A 17,089-nucleotide genomic window follows, 5' to 3' on the forward strand; every position below is an offset into this window, starting at 1 on the left:
AATTCTACTTCATACAATGCGGGGCTGCTAAACCTTGGGCGCGCCTTCCGCTCGGATAAGGACGCGTACCTCGCCGTTATGCTTAAGGACCACCTTCAAAACGCCCTTGGCCTCGTCCCAACTCTCCTCATGGGAGAACTCGCGCCCGTCGCCGGTGAAATCGGTCAAGGGGCGCTCCTTGCCGACGCCGTGAAGCGAGAACTCCGTGGTACGCAGGGCGCCGTCTGCCGGGTGCACGCAATAGTTCGAACTCAACCAGTTCGTAAGGTCGAGCTCGCCTTGCTTCCAGCTCTCGGACGCATCGAAGTTGCCCTGGAGCTCCCACATGGCCGTCTTGTCCGTCACGTAATTCTGGATGGTCAGCATCACCACGTAGGGTGTCTCCTGCACCACGACATATGAATGGGGTTGCAGCTTCACCTCGACGGACTTGCACGTATGCACAAGGAGCGGAAGCGTTGCCGACTGCTCCCCGTTCTCATTGGCGTTGCTGTTATACGTGCACCAGGAATCGCCGACCCGCTGGGCGAAGGCGTCCCCTTCGGCGGCAACCGTGTAAAGGGAGTCCAGGTGCTCCTTTTTGCGCGCCAACTCCGGCGACTTCTTGGTAAGAATCACAGCGCCGGGGAAGAGTCCCTTGATGGTCGCTTCGTCCACGCGGTCCATGATGACCGGCAGAGCATGGTAGCGGCCGGAATCGTAGAGCGGCAGGGACTCATCGTCCATGCTCAACCCCTTATAGAAATCGGGTACGGACTCGATGCCGCCGTCCTTCTCCCAGAACACCGCCTTGGTGCGAGCCAAAACATCCTTGCGCGACGGAGCGGGGTTGTCGATGGCGAAGCGGAAGAACGGGACGATGGCGTTGAGGTAGGCGGGGGTGGCGACGTCGTTATCCATGAAGGTGTAGGCGGCGCACTCGAAGTTGTAGACGGTGCCGCCGTTGGCGTACACGTTCATCATCTCGCATGCGATCATTGCCTCGGGCTCGCTCGCATAGGAGCGCATGTCGCGTGGACGGGTGCCCACGGCGTCGAACGGCTTGGTAAAGTGCTTCTCCCACCATTTCCAGGTATCCATGGAGGCGCCCCAGTTTTCGCAGACGCCCGTGAGCCACATGCCGTTAACGATGCTGTCCGTAGACGCGTCATCGCGGATGGGCGTGTTCTTTGTGGCGATGACCAGGTTTTTGGGATATTTGGCCGCTGCGTCGGCAAACGCCTTGTTGGACATGACGCGCTGCCAGAACCAATTCTCATGGTCATGCCAGATGAAATGGCCTCCGTAGCGAGCGCAGACCTCGAGGTATTTTGCCGCGTTGGTGGGAAGGTCGTCGTTGTAGATCCAGTAGTTCTCGATGTTCATGGCGCCGCGGAGAACCGAATAGGTCTCGAACTGCTCGGCGAGCCACTCGGCGGGCACCGTCTGGCGCTCGCCTGCGCTCATGATGACCAGGAAGACCGGAATACCCAGCAGCTGAGCCTCGTCCAGCATATGCTTGTACCAGGCGCGAAGCTCGGGCGTGTCCTTGGGGATGCAGCTGGTGGGCTTGCAAACCTTAGCGGGATGCAATTCGATGGCGGTGTAGGGCTTGATATCGTCGGGGACAGCGGACCAAGCTCCCTCGAGCGTGTTCCCCCACCAGAGGGAGTCCGGCGTGTTGCCGTACACGGCCGAAAGCAGCAACGGGGAGGTATTGCTTATTCTCGTCCTCATGACAGCGTCTTGAGAGGATGCCCCGGCGGCATCCTGCGCCCGAGCCGCTACGGGCACGGCGGCGGCGACAGCGCCGATGGCAAAAGCCGCAGACTTGACGGCTTGTCTTCTCGTAATGTCCATGGTCGCTCCTATCAATCGAGAAGGAAGTGACGCGCGCTAGAACTCCCTCGTAGCGCGCCCATCGGAACCAAGCTCCAGCGTTTCGCAGACCTCGAGGCCCGAAGCCGTGCGGCTGGAAGGAACCCAATAGGAAAAAGAGGCGCCCGGCTCTCCCGCCACCTCGATGGAGCAAAGAGTTCCTTTAGTCCAAGAGGCGGAGACCTTGAAGCCGCCACGCGCCCGAAGGCCCGTGAACGAGCCATTTGGCAGCGCGTCGGGAAGCGCGGGAAGAATACGGACCTCGTCGGCGTTGCTCTGCAGAAGCATCTCGCACACCCCGCTAGTCAACCCAAGGTTGCCATCTATCTGAAAAGGCGGATGATCGGAGAACAGGTTGGGCAGCGAGCAATGCGCGAGCATTCCGGTGAGCTCGTCCATACAGGCGTCTCCCCTGCCCAGGCGCGCGTTGAAATGCACCAGCCAAGCGGAGCTCCAGCCCGTGCGCGTGCTCGCATGAAGGCCGGCCCCCTTCCAGTTCCCGATAGCCACGTCTCGCGAGGCGAGGTCGAGGTATCCGGCGTTCGAGGTGCGACGCTCGATGGTACGCAAACAGGCAGCTGCCAGCTCGGGCGTACGGCGAACGTCGAACTCGTTGCCCGGGTACAGGCCGAACAGCGGAGAGATGTGTCGATGCCCCGGCTCGACCTCCTCATAGTCCTCGAGCCACTCCTGTATCTGGCCGTGCGAGCCGATGCGCGTCGGCGGCAAGCGTTCTGCCAGCGCCTTGGCGCGGTCCGCAAAATCCGATTGGTCGCCCAGCACGCGGGCGACATCGACGCAGCAATCGAAGAAGAACCTGAGGATCTGGTTGTCGATCGCAGGCGATAGGCACACGTTGCCCTCGACGCCGTTTGGCAGGCGGTACCTGTTCTCCGGCGAAGCGGATGGACCGGTCACCAAGTAGCCCTGGTATTCGAAGAGGTAGTCCTCGAAGAACAGCAGCGCCTCCTTGAACATGTCGAGATGCTCCGCAAGAACCGATGCGTCGCCAAAGAAGCGGTACTGTTCCCAGACATGCGTGAGCAGCCAGGGAACGGTGAGGGGCCACACCGCGGCGCCGATCGCATGGGACTGAGGGGCGGTATCGGCGAAGCCATCCGTGTTGTGATGGCAGGTGAACCCGCGGGCTCCGTACATGGCGCGTGCGGTCCGGCGACCGGGCTCGCGCATGCGCTCGAGAAGGTCGAACAACGGAAGCTGCGCCTCGGGCAGATCAGCCGGGCCGCACATCCAGTAGTTCATCTCGGTATTGATGTTGATGGTGTACTTCGACCCCCAGATCGGATCGATGTCCTCGCACCAGATGCCCTGGAGGTTTGCGGGGAGGCCTCCAGGTTGGCTGGACGATAGCAGCAGGTAGCGGCCATAATCAAAGGCAAGGTTCAGAAGGTACGGCACATGGCGCCCCTCGCGCGCGCAGGCGATGAGGCCGTCCGTGGGAATCGAGGGGGCTTCCTCGTCCGCTGCGATATCCAGCGCAACACGACCGTACTGCTCGCGATACGCTGCGACATGGTCATCCAAAGCGCAGTCGAAATCGAGCCCGTCGAATCCGTCCATCAGCGATGAGGCGTCGGGCTCGACGGCGCCGGCGCTCCAGTAATCGGTCGACGACACCAGGGCGAGAACGACCTCGGTGGCTTCATCCACCACGATGGTCTCGCCCAGAACGCGCACGCTCCCGTCGCACGACACCACGCGCAGGCCCACCTCGAACCCCACGCCCGCCGCACCGCCGGCATGGGCAGCCATGATGACGCCCCTGTCGCGATACTGGCGAACGGAATCGTTGAATCGCTTGCACCTGCCCAGAGTCGCGCGAAGGGATATGGAACCCTCCTTGGACGCGGTCAGGCGGGCGAGTATGACGTTCCTGGCGAAACTGGAGAAGTATTCGCGGCGGTAGTCCACCCCGCCGCACGAGAAGGAAACGCGGCACAGGGCGTTTTCCAGATCGAGCTCGCGCTCGTACGACTCGCAGGCTTCCAGGGCGACGCCGCGCTGCTCCAGGAACATCTCGCCCAGGACCTCGTAATGGCTCTGGTCGCGAGGCGTGGCGAACATGGTCAGCGCCACCAGGTCCTCGGCCGCCTCCACATCGCCCACGGCGAGCAGTTCTCGAATCTTGCCCAGGTTATCCGCCGAGCTTGGGTTGTTGCGGTCCGCCGGCCCGCGGTACCAGATGGTCTCATCGTTAAGCGAGAACTTTTCGTTTTCGACTCCGCCGAAGACCATGCCGGCGATATGCCCGTTGCCAATAGGCAGGGCCTCGTTCCAAACGGACGCGGGAGACGTGTACCACAGCCGCATATTTCCTCCTAGCATGCACGGGGCGTCCCTTGGACCGGAAACGCCCCGCGCCATTCAAATCTTGCTTGCGCCGCCTTAGACGCGATTGCCTAGGCCGTGGTGAGCACGCCCAGCGCAGTGAGCGCGATGGCTGCAACCAGCGTGACCACGATCAGGAAGACGGGACTCTTGCCCTTACGCACCAGGTAGCACATGAGCAGCGTGAGCAGCATGGGGATCACGCCGGGGATGAGGCCGTTGATGAGCTCCTGAATGCTGACCACCAACTCGCCCTGGGTGAACTCCAGGCCAAAGGTGATGCCCACCATCTGGGGAATCAGTCCACCGACCAGCACCAGGCCAAGGGCGATAGCCATGTTGGTGATGGTATCCAGTGTGCCGCGGGCGGCGCTCTCCTGGATGAACTTGGAGCCGCTGGAATAGCCGAACTTAAGGCCGAAGTACTTAAGGGGAACGTTGATGGCGTTGATCAAGAGCAGCGCGATGGCAACGCCCAGAAGGCCGCCCTCGGCGGAATAGGAAGCGCCGATGGAGAAGCAGATGGGGACCAGGGTGAGCCAGATCAGGGAGTCGCCGATGCCGGCGAGCGGTCCCATAAGGCCGACCTTGATACCGCTGATGGCGCTGCCCCCCGTCGTTGCCCTCGTTCTCCTCCATCGCCGCGGCGACGCCGCCGATAAAGGGGGCAGCGGTCTGATGGGTGTTGAAGAACTCCAGGTGGCGCTTCATGGCCTGCGCCATGGCGGGGGTATTGTTCTTGTACGTCCTCTTGAGGGCGGGAACCATCATGTAGAGGAAGCCCAGGTTCTGCATGCGCTCGTAGTTCCAGGACGCGCCGTACATGAGAGCGCGGCCGAACATCTTGTTAAGGACGGAAGGGGTGATGGCGTTCTCGCTCATCTTGGTGTTATCGGTGCTCACAGGTCATACACCTCGTCATCATCATTGGAAGCGGATTCGGTCTGGGCGGCAACGGGGGCAGGGGTCTCGGAGCCAAAGCCGTTGCCCATCATGACGGTCAGGTATGCCACGGCGACGCCCACAAAGGTGATGCCGATCGTGGACATGCCCAGGAACGCGGAGGCGATGAAGCCCACAAGCAGGAAGACCCACATCTTCTTCTTCAGCATCATGTTGAGGAGCATGCCGAAGCCGATGGCGGGAAGCAGGCCGCCGGCGACGTTCAGGCCCTTCATGACCACATCGGGGATCATGTCGAACAGGGACTGCACGTACTCGCCGCCAACAAGGACCGCCAGGAAGATCGGAACGACCTTGAACAGAACGATGATTCCCAGGGATGCGTACTGGTACAGGCCGATCTTGCTGATGTCACCGCGCTCCGCGGCGGCGTCGGCCTTCTTGACGAACGCGATGTCGGCAGTCTTGGCGAGAACGTCGAGCTGCTGGGTCACCACGGCGACCGGAACGGCGATGGCGATACCCGCCGTGGCGCCCTGACCGGAAAGGATGCCGAGCGCGGTGCCTACGATGGCGCCGGAGATGGTGTCGGGCGGAGTGTAGCCGCCGATGCCGGTGACGCCGAGCCACATCAACTCGAGCGAGGAGCCGATGATCACACCCTGGGTCATGTCGCCCAGCACCAGGCCCGTCAACGTACCGGTCACCAACGGGCGATGGATCATGAACAGGGGGCCGTTATAGTCGATTGTGGCGATGATTCCCACGAGAGCGACTAGCAAAGCTTGAACAAACATCAGTCGTTACCTCCAATAAAGTCCTTCATCTGGGAAACCTTGTCAGTGGGGACCATCTGGATCTCCACGTTGACCCCTGCATCGATGATCTTCTTGAAGTAGGAGCGGTCCTCCTCGGTCACCGCGACGCCGGCGGTGATCTTCTCGTTGGACTCGGTCTTGCTCATGTTGCCAACGTTCAGGAAGGGAATCTCGACGCCGCCCTCGATGCACTCGTACACCTCGCGAGGATTGGTGAAGAGCAGCAGAGTGGATCGGGTGACCTCGGACTTCTCCAGAACCTTGATGAGCTTCTCGGGGCTGAAGAACACGACGCGCAGGCCCGAGGGGGCCGCCAGCTTCAGAATCATCTGGCGGGTCTTGTCCTGCGCGACCTCTTCGCTGACGATGATGGCCTGCTCGATGTCGTAGCGCTTGAGCCACGTGGTGACTACCTGGCCGTGCAGCAGGCGGTCATCGATGCGAACGAACTTTACTGACATGCTTCCTCCTTGTACTCGGTTTTCTGTCCATAGGTCTTGAATCGTTCGAGCATGCCCTCCATCTCGGAAAGCGGCAGCTCGACGGGGGTTCCAACGCTCTTTGCGATGCAATGGACCTGGGCGCAGTACTCGACTTCCTCCACGATGTTGAAGGCGTTGAGCAAATCGTTCGCGCCCGCCAGGATGCCATGGTTCGCAAGCAGCACCGCGCGGCGCCCCTCCATCGCCTTCACCGCGTTGTGGGCGAGCTCCGGCGTACCGTACGTTGCGTACTCCGCCACCGGAACGTCCACGCCTGCGACGGCGACCATATAGTGGGTCGCGGGCAAAGGCTCGCGCAGGCACGCCATCACCGTCGCGTACATCGTGTGGGCATGGATCACCGCATCGATATCCGGGCGCGCCAGATAGGTCTCAAGATGCATCTGCCACTCGCTCGACGGCGTGCGCGAGCCCTCGACAACCTTGCCCTCCGAATCCATCACCACGATGTCGCTCTCACGGATATCGAAGAAATCGATGCCCGAAGGCGTGATCGCCATGAGCCCGCGCTCGCGATCGAACAGGCTCAGGTTGCCGCCCGTACCCTTGGTAAGGCCCGCGTTCACCAGCTTCTTGCCGTACTCGACAAGGGCCGCGCGATCGAAATCAGCCATACCCTCTCCTCTCTAACCCCGATACAGCGGACCGAACGCCTGGCAATAGGCCATATCCGCGGCTTCGAGGTCCTTGGTTCCAAATCCATCGACCAGCGAGGGCCTGAAGATGCGCTCGTCCTCGACGTTGTGCAACGTAACCGGAATGCGCAGCATGCTCGCCAGCGTGATGAGGTCGCCGCCCACGTGCCCGTATACCGATGCGCCGTGGTTGGCTCCCCAGTGGTTCATGACGTCCCAGACGGTCTCGAAGCCCGGAGCTCCCAGCCTGGGGGCGAACCATGTAGTGGGCCACGTCTTGTCCGTGCGCTCATCCAGGGTCTTGTGGACATCGTCCGGCAGCACGCAGGTGTAACCCTCCGCGATCTGCAGGGTCGGCCCCACGCCCGCGACCATGTTCAAGCGGATCATGGTCATAGGCATCTCGCCCGCCGTCTTGAAGTGGGACGAGAAGCCGCCGCCGCGGAAATACTCGTAGTTGGCTCGGCACCAATCGGTCGCGGCAAGGCAAGCGTCGATATCGGCCTGGTCCATCTCCCAAAACGGCTTCATGATCGACTCGCCGCGCTCATCGCGCACGGCGCCCGATGCATCCAAGGCCGTTGCTCCCGAGTTGATGAGATGCAGTACGCCGTTGGCGGCTCGCCCCTCAAGCCGTTTGCCGCAAACGCGCTCGACGGCCTCGGGGCTCCAGTACGTGCGGACGTCGGAGAAGATGGGGGCCGTGTTGGTCAGCAGGGTTCCCAGCAGCATCGAGGCGCCGTTCAGGGTATCGTTCTCCGTGGCGAACGCGATGGGCTGGCGCGCCCCGTTCCAATCGAAGGTTGAGGTAATGACGGCCTCGGCGAAATCTCCGTTGGGCAGCCAGTCGGTCCACTGGCGCTGTCCCTGGAAGCCGCCCGCGATGGCATTGCGGCCGCGCGACTCCTCGAGCCAACCCATCTCGGCCAGCTTTGGATTGCCGAAAAGGATGTCGCGGATGATGACGACCTGGCGGGCGATGAAATCCCAGTCCTCGTCGGCCGGAACCACCTTGGAGTCGGTGATGATTCGGGGCAGCTCGCGACCCAGGTTGATATCCACGCCCTCGGGGCACTTCTGCTCGATCCACGCACGGGCGCGGGCGACCTCGTCCTCGTCGTAGATATGCAGCGCCATGCGGCGCAAGATCTCGGTCATGTCGACAAACTCAACCGACATGCCCAGGTACTTCTGGAAGAAGTCGACGTTCACCTGGGAGCCCGCGATGCCCATCGCGCTGGCACCGAGGTTCACGTACGCCTTGCCCCTCATCTGCCCGGCGGCGACGGCGGCGCGCGCAAAGGAGATTATCTTCTTTGCAACGTCCGCGGGAATGGTTGCGTCGTCGGCGTCCTGCACATCATGGCCGTAAATCTTGAAGGCGGGCAGACCGCACTGGGCGTGCGCCGCCATCGCCGCGGCAAGGTATACGGCGCCCGGGCGCTCCGTACCGTTGAAGCCCCAGACCGCCTTGAGGGTTGTGGGGTCGAGATCGAGCGTCTCGGTCCCGTAGCACCAGCACGGGGTAACCGTGAGCGTGGCGACAACGTTCTTATCGAGAAACTCGCAACGAGCGGCCTCGGCATCCGCACGACCGCCGATGGTACGGGACGCCACCACGCACTCGACCGGCTGCCCGTCCGCATAGCGCAGAGAGCTCTCGATAAGCTCCTTGGCGGCCTGCGCCATCGCCATGGTCTGCCCCTCAAGGGACTCGCGCACTCCTCCTTGGCGGCCATCGATGGCGGGTCGTATGCCAATCTTTGGATAGTTCATCTGACCTTCAACCCCTTTGCTTAAACAGAGCGCACAACGCCCTTTTTGACAATGATGTTTGCGTAGACCTCGCGCTCCCCTGTCGCCAACACGGCGTAGGCGCGCTTGGCACGCTCGTAGAATTCTTGGCGGTCGATATGGCTCATCACCGGTGACTCATCCTGCGAGCGGTCCGCGATGTCTTGGTACACGCTCCAAATGGGAGGCTCGGGGTCGCCCTCGACGGTCGCCATAAGCACGAGCGGGCTCTCAACGTACGTATCGAGCGGTACCAGCTTCAAAACACTCTCGAGCATCTCCGGCACGCCCACCCCGTCCGCCCGGACCAAGCGCTGGGCCAGCGCCGCAGAGGGAAAGTTGCCGTCTGCGATTACGAGCTCGTCACCATGGCCCATCTCGGATAGCACCTTCAAAAGGTCGGGCCCTATATTTGCGGGAACGCCATTCAACATAAGGCGTACTCCTTTCGTTACAAATCGCTTGCCGCACGCGGTAGATACGTTCCGCATTCCAGCGACGAGCCGACGGCGCGGCGTGCGTCTTCCAGGGAGCAAAACGCACCGTGCGCGCAAAACTGGACCAGCAGGTTTCCCACGGCGGATGCCTCTGCGGGGCCCGCGATTACCGGCAGCCCGCATTCGTCCGCCACCATCTGGCAAAGCACGGCGTTGCGCGACCCGCCGCCTATCACACGAATCCGCTCGATGGGATCTCCGGTCACCCGCTGCAAACGTTCGATAACCTGTGCATACTGCCTGGCGAGGCTTTCATACACCGAACCGAACAGCGTCGCGACGCCCAAGTCGCCCTCGATGCCCTCCTCGCGGGCTAGCCTCTCGAGCTTTCCCAGCATGTCGCCAGGCCGCGCGAGGGAAGGGTCCTCGGTGTCGAATAGGAAGGTCGATGCGTAAGACGCGCGGACCTCCTCGGCTACCCCCTGCCACGTGAGCCCCCGACCGAGGCTCTCCTCCATTTCAATCTTGAGCTGCTGGGCGATCCAAAGCCCGGTGCAGTTCGCAAGCAGAAGGGTCGACGCGTCCGGCCCGCTCTCGTTGGACAACCCTGCTGCGAGAGCCTCCGGTGTTGCGAGGGGCGTATCGCGGGCAACGCCAACAAGGGACCAGGTTCCGCAAGAGATAAACGCGTCGCCGGGCTCCAATCCAATACTCGCCACCGCGCTGGCCGTGTCGTGCTCGCACGCGCGCACCATACGCATACCGGCATGATCGCCGAGCCTCACCTCGCCCGCATCTGAGCCCAGGGGCCGAATAACGGGGACCATGGCATCGTCCACGCCGAACCGCCCCAGCAGCTCCACATCTTGCCGCTTGGACGCAACGTCTACAAGCTGCGTAGTGGAGGCTATGCTCGCCTCCGTTCCGCGGTCCCCGGTAAGCAGAAACGTGATCAGATCGGGCACCATCAAGATCTGCGCGCCCATTGGAAGAGGGCCCTCGTCGCGAATCTGCGCCGCAATCTGAACGGACGTGTTGATATCTAGCGGGGGGATTCCCGTCCTCTCGTAGGCATCTGCGAGCGTGCCGTCCTCGAGCAAGGCGGCGGCGAGCCCCTCGGTACGAGCATCTCGGTAGCCCACCACCGGACCCAGCAGGTTGCCATCGCTATCGACCAAACCGTAGTCGACGCCCCAGGTATCGATGGCGCATGTCTTCGCCCCGGCTTCCACCGCAGCCACCAGGCCCGCCTCGACCTGCGCGACGATCTTATCCATATCCCATACGAGCGTCTCGCCATGGCGGACAAGGCCGTTTTCGAACCGATGGACCTCGCGCAGGGAAAGGCTCTGGCCGTCTTCGATGACGCCCACGATCACGCGACCGCTCGAAGCCCCCAGATCGATTGCCGCAGCGCGACATCCTTCAAAACGATGTTCAACCTGTTCCATTTCGACCTCCCCTCATCAAGGCTTTTACCTGCTGGTTCTATAACATCACTGGTTTAGTGTGTTTGTGTAACCGTTTCAACTTGAACCGTTTACATTATTAGCAGGCAACCTCTGGGAAGCCAGATTTGAACACTTGAACGGTAGTTATTTAGGGGACGAACGTATCTTTATGTTGTTTTTAGCCTTAGAGAAGCGGGGCCGCGTTCGTTTGAGCGGGCACAAGCGGGGGCTTACGCGCAGCAGTCCGCGAACGAAGAGCAATGGCGCTTGCGGAGGTTGAAGACATTGGAGGACGTTTCCGTTAGGAATACAATTCTCATGCCTTGCCACGGTTCGGCTCGACGAAAATGCCGTGATGAACGCGCCCGCCTCATGACCGGTCTGGGCAACGAGCAGGGCGTTTTTTCCGCTCCGCCGCCCACACCATCGGCCGCAGCGAAGCTGATTGTGCGATGGGGCCGGCTCAGGCAGAGCCCAAGACGTTCCGCGCCGGCTACCAACATATTCGCGACATCAACAGCCGCCTCACCCGGTGGCAAATCATGGCAGGAAGAGCCGGCTTGTTGGGAAATCCCCCGCAAGCCGGCCCCATTTCCATTGATCTTGCTATTGGCTCAAAGCAAAGCGCTTGCTATGCATTACCGCCCAAAGGGGAACATTAATCAGCCACCCATCGTCTCGATACGGAGACAATGATGTTCGGACAGCACGGTCAATGCAAAACTTTTCGCATGCAACGCGCAAGCTTTTAGACCGAAGGTTCTCCCCTGCCTTTACTTCAACAGGAATAATGCCGCGCGAACTGGTAAGCGCAAAGTCTATTTCTGCAGATCCTGAATCATTAGACCAATAGACCGGCTGCTCTCCCTGGGCAACATACTCCTGCAAAACATATTGCTCGGTCAGCGCTCCCTTAAATTCAGTGAAGACGCGTGACCCATCAATCACCGCCGTCTCCGGCAGCCCCGCCATAGCACCCAGCAAACCCAAATCGCAGCAAAAGAGCTTGAACGCAGATAGATCCTCATAGCCCCCAAGCGGAAGGCGTAACGCGGCGACGCGAGGAACTTTATAAACCACCCCATAATCTTCAAGCCACTGCAGAGCTTCCTCAAAATCACGCGCCCTAGCGCCCGGCCTTACCGCTCCGTACACAAACTTCTTGTTCTCATGCGCAAGCTGGCTTGGTATAGAGCGCCACGCCATCCTCATGCGCTCCAACAGCCTAACCGGTGCGTGCTTGCTAAAGTCCGCATCATACGCTTGAAGGATATCGCCCTGCAGCCGTCGACACTCCGCATAATCGCCCGACGCGACAAACTCCGCCACCACTTCTGGCATGCCGCCAATGACCATGTAATCTTTCAGATGGCGTTCAATCACATCCGCTACGCTATCAAGCAATGCCATGTCCCCCGCTTCAAGGGCGTCGGCAAGCACGTCACCCGCAGCAGCGCGAACAAACTCTTCAAACGTCAGGGGATAAAAGGTCAGCATGTCAACTTTGCCAACCGGATAGCTCTCCCCCTCACGTCGCAAACCAAGTCCCATATAAGAGCCTGCTGCGACAACATGGTATTCAGGAGCCTGTTCACAGAAGTACTTTAGAGATGTAAGGCCACGAGGAGCTTCTTGTATTTCATCAAAGAAGAGCAGCGTATCCTCAGGGTCTATGCGACGCCCCGTGCGCAGCTCAATTTGAGTGATGATTCTACGAGGATCAAGGTCTTGAGCAAAGAGGCTCTTATAGCTCTCATCGAGCATGAAATCGATCGTCACCGTATCGGCGAACTGTCGGCGCCCAAACTCCTTTACAAGCCAGGTCTTACCTGTCTGGCGAGCGCCTTTTACAATAAGAGGCTTACGTCCGGAACGGCCCTTCCACGCAACCAGCTCCGCCATACACGTTCTTTCCATAGAGCCCTCCAGCCGCGCTCATCCTTATCTCTAGGTCAGTTTAGCAACTTCCCAAGCAAAATGTGGGAGTCTCGCACAAAGTTCCAAGGAAAAATGTGGTAGTCTCGCACAAAGTTCCAAGGAAAAATGTGTGAGCACCGCGTTCAACTGGACTTTTGCAACAGCGGCTAAACCTCACCCAAATGCTGGTCCTCAAACTCCTCGATGTGCTCCAAAAACGCGCGACCAAAGTCCGCTGCCTTCTTCTCGCCGATGCCCGGAACATCCAAAAGCTCCTCAAGGCTATGGGGGCGCCGACGGCACATGCCGCGAAGAGCCGCGTCGCTGCACACCATATAGGGCGCCCAACCCCGCTCGCGTGCAAAATCCGTACGCAGCTCGCGCAGGCTCTCGAACAGCTCGGCGTCATCACCCACGCGAGGCCGAGCATCCAGGGCGGCTTCCTCGCGCAGCAAATCGACCGCACGGCGGGCGCGGGCAGATCTGGAGCGCTTGCTGGACCTGCGCTTGATAGTGAATTCAAACGGCGTCGCAGACGCAGCCCCGTCGCCAGAGCTCTCTCCCAGCACCTCGACCGCACGCGGCCCCAGCGCGATCACGGGATACTGCCCCTGCGATACGGAAAGGTATCCGCGGCCCGCGAGCTGGTCCACCACATCCTTGATGCGCGCCATCTGGCAGTCTTCCAGCGCGCCGTACCCCGCCGCCTCATCGAGATGGCAGTTGCGCACCCGCTCGTTGTTGGCGCCGTGCAGGGCATCGGCTATAAGCGTCTTGCCAAACCGACCCGCCCGCGGCGCCACAAACTCCACGATCGCGCGGGCAACCTGCGTCACGTCCTCCACCTCAAACTCGGTAAGGCAGTTGGAGCATGCGCCGCAACCATCGCTCTTTGCGGACAAGGGCTGGCTGGCACCCAGCTGCGCGCCCGTCCGCGCATCCGGCAATGCGCCCTCGTCCCCAAAATAGCGGAGCATGTACTCGCGCAAGCACCCGGTAGTCTGGCAGTAGCCCTCCATCTGGCGCAGAAGACGGTAACGGTTCTGGCAGGCGCGCTCAAGCTGCTCCTGGTCAAGGTCGGGACGCGGCAAGCCGTCCTCGTCCAGCCCCGCCGCATCACGGCTCTTCTCTATCAAGAACCGGCGCAGTCTGAAATCGTTGCCATTCCACAGCAGATAGCAGCTGGCGGGATCGCCGTCGCGGCCGGCGCGGCCCGCCTCTTGGTAATACGCCTCGATGCTTTCCGGCACGTTGTTGTGAATCACGTATCGCACGTTGGGCTTGTCGATACCCATGCCAAACGCATTGGTGGCCACCATCACCGGCACGCGGTCGTCGATAAAGTCCGCCTGGTTTTGCGTTCGTTCATCGTTACCCAAGCCCGCGTGGTAGCGCCCCGCCCGGATACCTTGGGGCATCAACGCCAGCGACAGTTCCGCGGAAAGCTCGTCCACCGCCTTGCGAGTCGAGCAGTAGATGATGCCGCTCTCCTGGTTATGCTGCGCGACATAGGAGCGTATCCAGGCAGCCTTCGCCTTATCGCCCAGCTCTTCCACTCCAAAGAACAGATTGGGTCGGTCGAAACCGGTCACCACGGTCTGCGGCGAGCGCAAATCGAGCATATGGACAATGTCCTCCCGCACGCGCTCGGTAGCGGTAGCCGTGAAGGCCGCTACCACCGGACGCTGCGGCAGGGCCTCTATGAATGCGGAGATCTGCAGATAGGATGGGCGAAAATCCTGGCCCCATTGGGAGACGCAGTGGGCCTCGTCCACCGCCACCAGCGGAATGCCGTAACCGCCGGGGGACGCCAGACGTTGCGCGAACTCCATAAAGCGCGGATCTGCCAAGCGCTCGGGCGCTACGTACATGATCTGGTACCATCCGTCTTCCGCGCGACGCAGTACCGTGTTCTGCTGCGGCACGGTAAGGGATGAGTTGAGGTATGAAGGATGCGCGCCCGCCGCCAGCAGCGAACGCACCTGGTCGCCCATGAGCGACACCAGCGGGCTCACCACCAGCGTGAGTCCCTTCAGCATGAGCGCGGGCACCTGGTAGCAGATGGACTTGCCGGCACCGGTGGGCATGACTCCCAAGGCATCGCGGCCAGACAGGATGGCCTGCACCATGCGGTCCTGCCCGGGACGGAAAGATCCATAACCAAAGTAGGTTTTAAGCGTGTCCAACGCCTGGTTATTCATACGGCCGCCCTCGCATCTCGCATGGTCACACCTTGTAGGTCATAGCCTTGTACCCTCACCACGCTAGCAGAGGACGCCATCGACCTCCAGACCGGGTTTTCCTTAGGCTTGTTCCGCACGCTTGTGCGCCATGGCAACGCCTGCCGCAAGCCTTGGCTCAAGACTCAGAAAGTGCGGAAATCGGGTAAATCGCCCAAATAAAAAGTGCGGAAATCTGGTTGGAGGGCTATGTTCACGCGAAAGATATATGAATACCTGCTGGAATGGAAGCGCAGAGATAGCGGCAGAACGGCAGCCCTTATCGAAGGGCCCCGGCGCGTTGGCAAGTCCGCTGTTGCCAAAGCGTTCGCACAAAACGAGTATCGCACCCACATCCTTGTAGATTTCTCAGCCGCACCCCAATCTGTTGGAGAGCTGTTCGAGGATGTCTCGGATTTGGACTATCTTTTTTTACAATTGCAGCTGCATTACGGAGTTCAACTCCATAAGCGAGAATCGGCAATTATCTTTGACGAGGTGCAGCTCTGCCCAAAGGCGCGGCAAGCAATCAAACATCTAGTCGCAGACGGTCGCTATGACCATATAGAGACCGGCTCGCTCATATCGATTAGAAGGAACGTCCAAGGAATTGTTATTCCCAGCGAAGAATATAAGCTTCAGATGCGGCCCATGGATTTTGAAGAGTTCAAATGGGCGCTTGGCGATACGGGCACAATCCCTCTACTGAAGAAAACTTTTGAAGAGAGGCGTCCGCTTGGCGACCAGCTCAATCGCAAGCTCATGAGGGACTTCCGTCTTTACATGCTAGTTGGCGGTACGCCTCAAGCCGTCAGCTCATATATAGAAACCAACAACCTCCAGGCAGTCGATACCGTTAAACGCGGCATCATCTCGCTTTACGAAGACGACTTTCATAAGATCAGCCCGTCCGGAGCGCTATCCCTTCTCTTTGACGCCATTCCAGCGCAACTCTCCAAAAGGCATCTCGGTACCAGGTTTCAGCAGTGCTGGCCAATCGCCAGGCATCCGACGTACTTGAGGAGATATCAGAACTAAAGGAGTCTAAGACAACGCTTGTTGCCTATCACGCAAACGATCCCAATGTGGGAATGTCTTCAAGCATAAATCTCGAGAAATTTAAACTATACCTTGCTGATACGGGACTGTTTGTAACCCTTATGTTCAAAGACAGGGATTTTACCGATAACACCGTGTACCAAGCATTGCTTTCTGACAAGCTGCCGGCAAATCTCGGCTCGGTTTACGAAAACGTCGTTGCGCAGGAGCTGGTCGCACAAGGACACAGGCTGTTTTATCACACCTGGCCAAAAAGGGCGCAAACCGCAACTACGAGATTGACTTTGTTGTAAGCGACGGTAAAAAGATCTCTCCCGTTGAGGTCAAGTCCTCGGGATACAAAACCCATGTCTCACTTGATGCGTTTGGCGAGAAATATGCATCCAGGATTGGGCGACGCTTCCTGGCGTATACAAAAGACCTTCGACAAGACGGTGACGTCACCTGCATGCCAACATATATGGCGCGCTTTCTGTAAACAAGTCCAGAAACATCGCGCCCCACACAAGGCGCGAGGCGAAGATGATACGAACGCGGTCATAAATCCTGCCTTGCGAATCGCGTGCAAGGCCCACCACGCTTCGAGATAGATGCAGTCCGCGCGGATCATGGGGGTCGTCCTTAAACGCTGGACGAATCTCCCAAAAACCCGACTTCAAGCTCAAACCACCGATGCTCTCGGTATTCATCTTGGGTTCCTCAACAAGAGGCTGAAGGGAAGATGTCGTAGGAGCCCTTGCCCCCTGTCACAGTACTCGCCGAGCAGCACCAGGCGCGACCCCACTTCGGAGAGGTCGACGCCGGCGAGCGCCTCCTCGAACTCGTCCAGGCAGCCGTGGATATCAGAAATAGCGTAGATCATGGGAGGCCTCCGCCTTGTTGCCCACTCGCATATGGGGCTCATACCCAGAAATGCGTAGACCGCTTGAAGGCCGGCCGTATATCGCCATCTATACAAATCTATCAGGCGACTGCAAGCGCCCATCGATTGTGTAGACCGCCATTCGTATCGGACTCGCTTTTTCCGAAGCGTATACCCATGCGAATCCACGAAGAGCCTGAAATTTGCCATGGATTAAGTAGAAGCGCTCAATCCGGCAAATGACCGAATCGAACGCTTCCAACCGCATCTTGAAGCTGTATGTAT

14 protein-coding genes and 1 pseudogene are annotated in these 17,089 nt (G+C 60.0%); 2 read left to right on the forward strand and 13 right to left on the reverse strand.

Annotated elements, in window-relative coordinates:
• Nucleotides 1-27: 27 nt before the first annotated feature.
• The 12 genes and pseudogenes from HMPREF9452_RS04725 to HMPREF9452_RS04775 all read right to left on the reverse strand — a co-directional run bounded on the left by HMPREF9452_RS04725 (nucleotide 28) and on the right by HMPREF9452_RS04775 (nucleotide 14,865).
• A complete protein-coding gene (locus HMPREF9452_RS04725; protein WP_009140983.1) occupies nucleotides 28-1,839 on the reverse strand; it encodes a glycoside hydrolase family 98 domain-containing protein in 1,812 nt (603 codons plus the stop codon).
• A gap of 36 nt (nucleotides 1,840-1,875) precedes the next feature.
• Nucleotides 1,876-4,188 (reverse strand): glycoside hydrolase family 95 protein, encoded by a 2,313-nt coding sequence (locus tag HMPREF9452_RS04730; protein WP_009140984.1) that lies wholly within the window; start codon nucleotides 4,186-4,188, stop codon nucleotides 1,876-1,878.
• Nucleotides 4,189-4,277: 89 nt separating this feature from the next.
• The gene (locus HMPREF9452_RS11935; RefSeq protein ID WP_315968576.1) at nucleotides 4,278-4,886 is read right to left on the reverse strand and encodes a PTS system mannose/fructose/sorbose family transporter subunit IID; all 609 of its coding nucleotides are present in this window, start codon (nucleotides 4,884-4,886) and stop codon (nucleotides 4,278-4,280) included.
• Nucleotides 4,834-5,088, reverse strand: a pseudogene (locus HMPREF9452_RS12350) (PTS system mannose/fructose/sorbose family transporter subunit IID); the annotation flags it as partial. The pseudogene HMPREF9452_RS12350 and the gene HMPREF9452_RS11935, both read right to left, overlap by 53 nt.
• Before the next feature lie 17 nt (nucleotides 5,089-5,105).
• Complete coding sequence (locus HMPREF9452_RS04740) at nucleotides 5,106-5,906, reverse strand: PTS mannose/fructose/sorbose/N-acetylgalactosamine transporter subunit IIC (protein WP_009140986.1); 801 nt, start codon at nucleotides 5,904-5,906, stop codon at nucleotides 5,106-5,108.
• Nucleotides 5,906-6,388: a PTS system mannose/fructose/N-acetylgalactosamine-transporter subunit IIB gene (locus tag HMPREF9452_RS04745; protein WP_009140987.1), complete on the reverse strand. Its 483-nt coding sequence runs from the start codon at nucleotides 6,386-6,388 to the stop codon at nucleotides 5,906-5,908. Before HMPREF9452_RS04745 ends, HMPREF9452_RS04740 begins: the two co-directional genes overlap by 1 nt.
• Complete coding sequence (locus HMPREF9452_RS04750; RefSeq protein WP_009140988.1) at nucleotides 6,379-7,044, reverse strand: L-fuculose-phosphate aldolase; 666 nt, start codon at nucleotides 7,042-7,044, stop codon at nucleotides 6,379-6,381. The genes HMPREF9452_RS04745 and HMPREF9452_RS04750 overlap by 10 nt, the downstream gene beginning before the upstream one ends.
• Nucleotides 7,045-7,056: 12 nt before the next feature.
• Nucleotides 7,057-8,841: an L-fucose isomerase gene (locus HMPREF9452_RS04755; protein ID WP_009140989.1), complete on the reverse strand. Its 1,785-nt coding sequence runs from the start codon at nucleotides 8,839-8,841 to the stop codon at nucleotides 7,057-7,059.
• Between the two features lie 20 nt (nucleotides 8,842-8,861).
• A complete protein-coding gene (locus HMPREF9452_RS04760; protein WP_009140990.1) occupies nucleotides 8,862-9,293 on the reverse strand; it encodes an RbsD/FucU family protein in 432 nt (143 codons plus the stop codon).
• A gap of 17 nt (nucleotides 9,294-9,310) precedes the next feature.
• Nucleotides 9,311-10,747: a rhamnulokinase gene (locus HMPREF9452_RS04765; RefSeq protein ID WP_009140991.1), complete on the reverse strand. Its 1,437-nt coding sequence runs from the start codon at nucleotides 10,745-10,747 to the stop codon at nucleotides 9,311-9,313.
• Nucleotides 10,748-11,353: 606 nt separating this feature from the next.
• Nucleotides 11,354-12,649 carry an ATP-binding protein gene (locus HMPREF9452_RS04770; RefSeq protein ID WP_232205018.1) on the reverse strand — a complete coding sequence of 432 codons (1,296 nt, stop codon included), beginning with the start codon at nucleotides 12,647-12,649 and terminating at the stop codon, nucleotides 11,354-11,356.
• Nucleotides 12,650-12,831: 182 nt separating this feature from the next.
• A complete protein-coding gene (locus HMPREF9452_RS04775; protein WP_009140993.1) occupies nucleotides 12,832-14,865 on the reverse strand; it encodes a RecQ family ATP-dependent DNA helicase in 2,034 nt (677 codons plus the stop codon).
• A gap of 228 nt (nucleotides 14,866-15,093) precedes the next feature.
• On the opposite strand from HMPREF9452_RS04775, the gene HMPREF9452_RS12130 reads away from it, so the two are divergent.
• Both HMPREF9452_RS12130 and HMPREF9452_RS12135 read left to right on the forward strand, forming a co-directional pair.
• Nucleotides 15,094-15,921 (forward strand): AAA family ATPase, encoded by an 828-nt coding sequence (locus HMPREF9452_RS12130; protein WP_009140994.1) that lies wholly within the window; start codon nucleotides 15,094-15,096, stop codon nucleotides 15,919-15,921.
• Nucleotides 15,870-16,235: a DUF4143 domain-containing protein gene (locus tag HMPREF9452_RS12135; RefSeq protein ID WP_009140995.1), complete on the forward strand. Its 366-nt coding sequence runs from the start codon at nucleotides 15,870-15,872 to the stop codon at nucleotides 16,233-16,235. Before HMPREF9452_RS12130 ends, HMPREF9452_RS12135 begins: the two co-directional genes overlap by 52 nt.
• A gap of 392 nt (nucleotides 16,236-16,627) precedes the next feature.
• Here HMPREF9452_RS12135 and HMPREF9452_RS11785 read toward each other — a convergent pair whose 3' ends face one another.
• The gene (locus HMPREF9452_RS11785) at nucleotides 16,628-16,804 is read right to left on the reverse strand and encodes a metallophosphoesterase (protein ID WP_009140997.1); all 177 of its coding nucleotides are present in this window, start codon (nucleotides 16,802-16,804) and stop codon (nucleotides 16,628-16,630) included.
• Nucleotides 16,805-17,089 lie beyond the last annotated feature (285 nt).

The organism is Collinsella tanakaei YIT 12063 (assembly GCF_000225705.1).
Taxonomy (GTDB): Bacteria; Actinomycetota; Coriobacteriia; order Coriobacteriales; family Coriobacteriaceae; genus Collinsella; species Collinsella tanakaei.